Raw genomic sequence first — 4,251 nt, 5'->3', positions numbered from 1 at the left:
GCAGCGCGGGCTCCGCGCACGGCGGCGGCCCGGGCGGCGGCACGTCCTGCCGCTGCACCGCCGGCCACGGCGCGGGCCGCGACAACCCCTCCGACCAGGGCCGAGGCTCCCGCCCCCGAACCGGCCGCCACTCCGCAGAACCTCCGGTCACCCCACGCCCGGCCCGCTCCCCCGCATCCGCGGAACGCTCCGCCTCTGGCGCCGGCCGCCGCACCTCATCCACAGGCCGCCCAGCCGCATACGCCGGGCCCTGCCCCTCGTGGACGGGCCCCTGTGCCTCACGCTCAGGGCTCTGCACCTCGTGGACGGCGCTCTGCCCCTCGTGCGCGAGACGCTGCGCCTCACGCTCCGGGCCTTGCGTCTCGTGCGCGGGACGCTGCGCCTCGTGCGCGGGACGCTGCACCCCTTGCGCGAAGGGCTGGGCCTCGTGTGCCAAACCCTGTGCTTCGCGTTCCGGGCGCTGGGGCTCGTTCGCCGGGCCCTGGGGCTCGGTTGTCGGACGGTCCGGTTCGCGGGCTGGACGTTCGGCCTCACGGGTTGGGCGCTCTGTCGGCTTGTGCACCGGAGGCGTCGGCGCTCCGGCGCTCGCCTGGCCGAATGCTCCGGGGACGGCCCGCGTCGTCCGCCGCACGATGTTTCCGCGGGCGACGAGCTTGTCGCCTTCCTCGGGAACCGTCCGTGGCTTCGGCTCGCCGACGTCCGCCGCAGGCTGCTGCGGGATGTCGGGCCGTGTGGGCGCCGCCTCCCGAGGGATGTCGCCCCGAGTCCCAGGCGTCCTCTCCGAACGCTCTCCTTCACGCCCCCGCACCGAAGACTCCTTCGCCCCGTCCCGCAAAGCCTCCGCCATGGCGGCCTCACTCGTGGCCCGCGAACGCTCATCCTCACGTCCCGGCCACACAGACCCATCTCCACGGGTCGGCGCCCCCGGCCGCGCGAACGACGCGGGCACCTCCATGCCCACAGGCGCGTCCCCGCGAGCCGGGCGCTCCCCTTCACGCTCTTGCCCAGGACGCGGCGGCGCCGCAGGCGTCTCCTGCGTGGCACTCGCCGCTTCAAGGTCCCGCTCACCACGTCGCGCCGCCGGACGCGCAGGCGAAGCGATCTCGCCCGTCGCGGCCTCGACCTCACGCGCCTCCCGAGGTGCGCTCTGCGCCGCGTCCGCACGCGATCCGCGCTCCGGTCCGCCGACGCCCGCCTGCCCGGTCCCCGGCCGCGCGGGCGGTCCCGCCGAACGCTCCGACTCACGTGCGCCTTGAGCCGCGCCCTCCTGCGCACCAGCGCTGGACGCCCGATCGAGGCCACGCACGTCCGCACGCGGACCACCGCCCAGCGACGCAGCCGCCGAACGCTCGTCTTCACGCGCGCCCTGCGGCTCGTCCGCGTCCACGTTCGCCGACTGTTCCAGCCCATGCGAGCCCTGCGCCGCGGGCGCGCTCGCATCGGAGGCACGGTCGTGGTCGCCCGCATCCGCGCCGGCCTGGCTCTCGTTCACATTCGCGCTCTGCGGCGCGGCCGCGTCCAGGCCGGCGCGCGGGCCTCGTCCTTGACCGGTGGGCTCCACGGTCGCGCTCGCTGCCTGCTCCCGCTCCGGTGAACCCTGCGCCGCAGGCGTGCCCGTCTGCGCGCTCGCGCCTGTGTCGAGTCGGCCTTCGTCCGCGTGTGGCCGCTGGGACGGGTCGGCTTCTGCGTTCACACGCGGACCTCGGCCAAGGCTGCCGGTCTCCGGCTGATCGGAACGCGCGGTCGCGCCCGGTGCGCGGGCGGGGGTGCGTGCGTCCTTGTCGGGCCGGCGGTCGTCCGATTGGGGCGGGTCGGTGCGGGGGCCCTGGGCGAGGCCGCTGGGGCGCGTGACTGGGCCCGTCGGCTGGAGTGGTTCCGGTGGAGCCTGCGCTGCGGAGGTGGGGGTGTTGGGGGTGCTTGGTGTTTGGGGGTGCTTGTTCTCCTGTGGTCGTTGGGGGGCGCCGGCGCTTGGTCGGGGGGCGCGGCTCAGGGCTCCGGGACCTGGTCGCGTGGAGCGTTCGAGTGGGGGGGCCTCCGCGTCCGCGGGCCGGCGGGGGATGTCGGGACGGGTGGGGGCCGGGGGCTGGGCGGGGACGTCGGGGCGGGTGTTCGGGGGGGTGGCCCGGCGGCGGGCGTGGCCGAACATGGACGGGGGGCCGTCGACGTCCTCGGACGGGATGCCCGGGTCCTGGTCGTCGGACGGGTGTCGCGGAAGGTTCTGGGTGACGTTGTCCCAGAAGTCGGCGGGGGCGCCGGGGCGGCGGACGCCGGAGGCCAGGGCGCGCTTGCCGGAGCCGCGGGACGAGTCCGGTGCCGGGCTCGCGCTCGCGACGGGGACGTCGGCGTCCATGGGGGGCGGGGTCCTCGACAGGGACGCCGGGGCCGGGGTGCTGCGGAGCGGGGTCTCCGGTGCCTCGTTGAGGGACGGGGCCTGGGACGGAAGGCGCCGGACGAGGCCGCCGGGAACGCTGACCGGGGGCGCCGCGGGTGCGGTCTGCTCGACCTGGCGGCGGGCCTTGCGGGAGCGGCGGGTGGCCTTGACGGCGGCGCGTTCGGGGGCGTGGTCGGCGCGGCGCCAGACGCGGCCGACGACGACGACCTCGCGGGGTTCGCGGATCGGTGTCAGGCGGCACCAGGTGCGGGGCTCGGAGAGGTAGCGGGTGTGCGAGAGGAGCAGCTCGGTGAGCCGCTTGCCCTCGATGACCGGACGCGTCGCCGCGAAGGTCAGCACGAACGGGGGGACGAGGTACAGGACGTGCCAGGGCGACTTGAACGGGATGCCGACCAGCCGCAGCACCAGGACCCACGGGATGAACATCCCGGCGAACACGCCGATCTGGACGAGCGGCAGCGGCATGGGCAGCCGCAGGTCGTACAGCTTGTACAGCCGCTTCTCGATGCGCCAGATGCTCGTGTACGTGGGTAGATCCACGCCCCTACTCCCCTTTGACTGCGCTGGGCACGGTGTCGCCTGCCGGGTCCCGGGCCGCGCGGCCCGGGACCGTCCTGGCCGGGCCTAGGTCAGGTTCACCCCCAGGGCCTTGGCGATCGCCTTGGCCGTGGTCTCGATGATGTTCGGGACGTAGAAGACCACGCCGATCGCGACGGCCAGCACGATGAACTGGACGAAGCGGGTGATCTCCCGGGTGAACAGGAAGAAGATGGCGACAATGGAGACGATCACCAGGAAGAGCGGCCCGAAGATCTGACGCAGCCAGTCCGCGAGCTGGTCGGTCCTGAGCTGGTCGTTGTTGTTCGCGGGCGCCGCCAGAATCTGGTCGGGAATCGACGCCATGAGGTGATGCAGCATCGACTGCTTACCTTCCTGAATCGGCGGAGGTCGGTTCTTGTGTGAGGGTCACGTCGGGGACTTTCATGATGCGTTCGGTTGGGCCGTGCCACGAATATCGTGCACGTACCAGGTGCCGTTCTTCTTCACCATCGACAGGTCGTAGGTCTGGTCGAGTTCACCGCCTACGGCGCCGCCCGCGGCGGGCATCTGCCAGCCGACGGTGACGGTGACGGTGCGGGAGTCGATCGGGCCCCGGGGGGCGATGACCTCTCTGACCTGCACGAAGGTGACGGAATCGGCGAGTCCTCGGATCGGGGGGCCGTCCGAGAATCGTTGCAGCGCCGCCTGGTCGCTGTGCGCGTAGGCGGGGAAGAAGGCGGCCATGACCGAGCCGAGCTCGGCTTCGAGGGCGCTGTCGCGGTCGCGGACGCCGGGGTCGGGGAGGGCGGCCTTCGCCGGCGGGGGAAGCAGCGCCGGGCGGGCGGAGACCACCATGGCCCCGTTCCTGGAGTAGACCGGGACGGCGAGCCGGAACCACTTGCCCTGTGCTCCGGCGACGACGGTGACGATGGCATTGTCGGCGTCGCGGACGTCCACTCCCGCGACCTGGGCGGAGGTGAGCTGCAACTGGCCGACATTGTTCCAGCCGAATTGCGCGGAGGCGCCGTCCGGGACGAAGGCCTTCAATTGCTGGGCGCGGGCGTCGGCGGTGCGCGGGTCGTAGTTCAGGTACACGTGCGAGAACTGGAGCGCGAACGCGCCCGCCGCGGTGGTCGGGAAGCCGTACGCGGACGGGCCGGACCCGCCGCCGGACGAGGTGCCCTTGGCGGTGAACCGCTCGAACGGCGCGCGCACGCCGTTCACCACGATCACGATGATCAGGGCCCAGAGCACGACGCGGCCGAGCCAGACCCACCAGCGCCCGCCGGAGCCGCCCCAGCGGCCGCCGCGCGCGGCGC

At 73.8% G+C, this 4,251-nt stretch carries 3 protein-coding genes; all 3 read right to left on the bottom strand.

Annotation, left to right across the window (positions count from 1 at the left end; translation table 11 throughout):
* The coding region (locus EBO15_RS46990) for a TcpE family conjugal transfer membrane protein (protein WP_267898467.1) at positions 1-2,932 on the bottom strand (2,932 nt) is incomplete at its 3' end.
* Positions 2,933-3,016: 84 nt separating this feature from the next.
* Positions 3,017-3,295 carry a hypothetical protein gene (locus tag EBO15_RS42755; RefSeq protein ID WP_378240199.1) on the bottom strand — a complete coding sequence of 93 codons (279 nt, stop codon included), beginning with the start codon at positions 3,293-3,295 and terminating at the stop codon, positions 3,017-3,019.
* 78 nt (positions 3,296-3,373) lie between these two features.
* A partial coding sequence (locus tag EBO15_RS42750) for a conjugal transfer protein (RefSeq protein WP_122200137.1) occupies positions 3,374-4,251 on the bottom strand: 878 nt, incomplete at its 5' end.

Source organism: Actinomadura harenae (genome assembly GCF_003696215.1).
GTDB lineage: Bacteria > Actinomycetota > Actinomycetes > Streptosporangiales > Streptosporangiaceae > Spirillospora > Spirillospora harenae.
The sequence above is the reverse complement of the archived record's forward strand: the minus strand, read 5'-3'. Positions and strand labels throughout refer to the sequence as shown.

Coding starts and splice junctions, on each gene's coding strand:
- EBO15_RS42755 (WP_378240199.1), bottom strand. CDS start 3,295: ATGGCGTCGATTCCCGACCAGATTCTGGCGGCGCCCGCGAACAACAAC.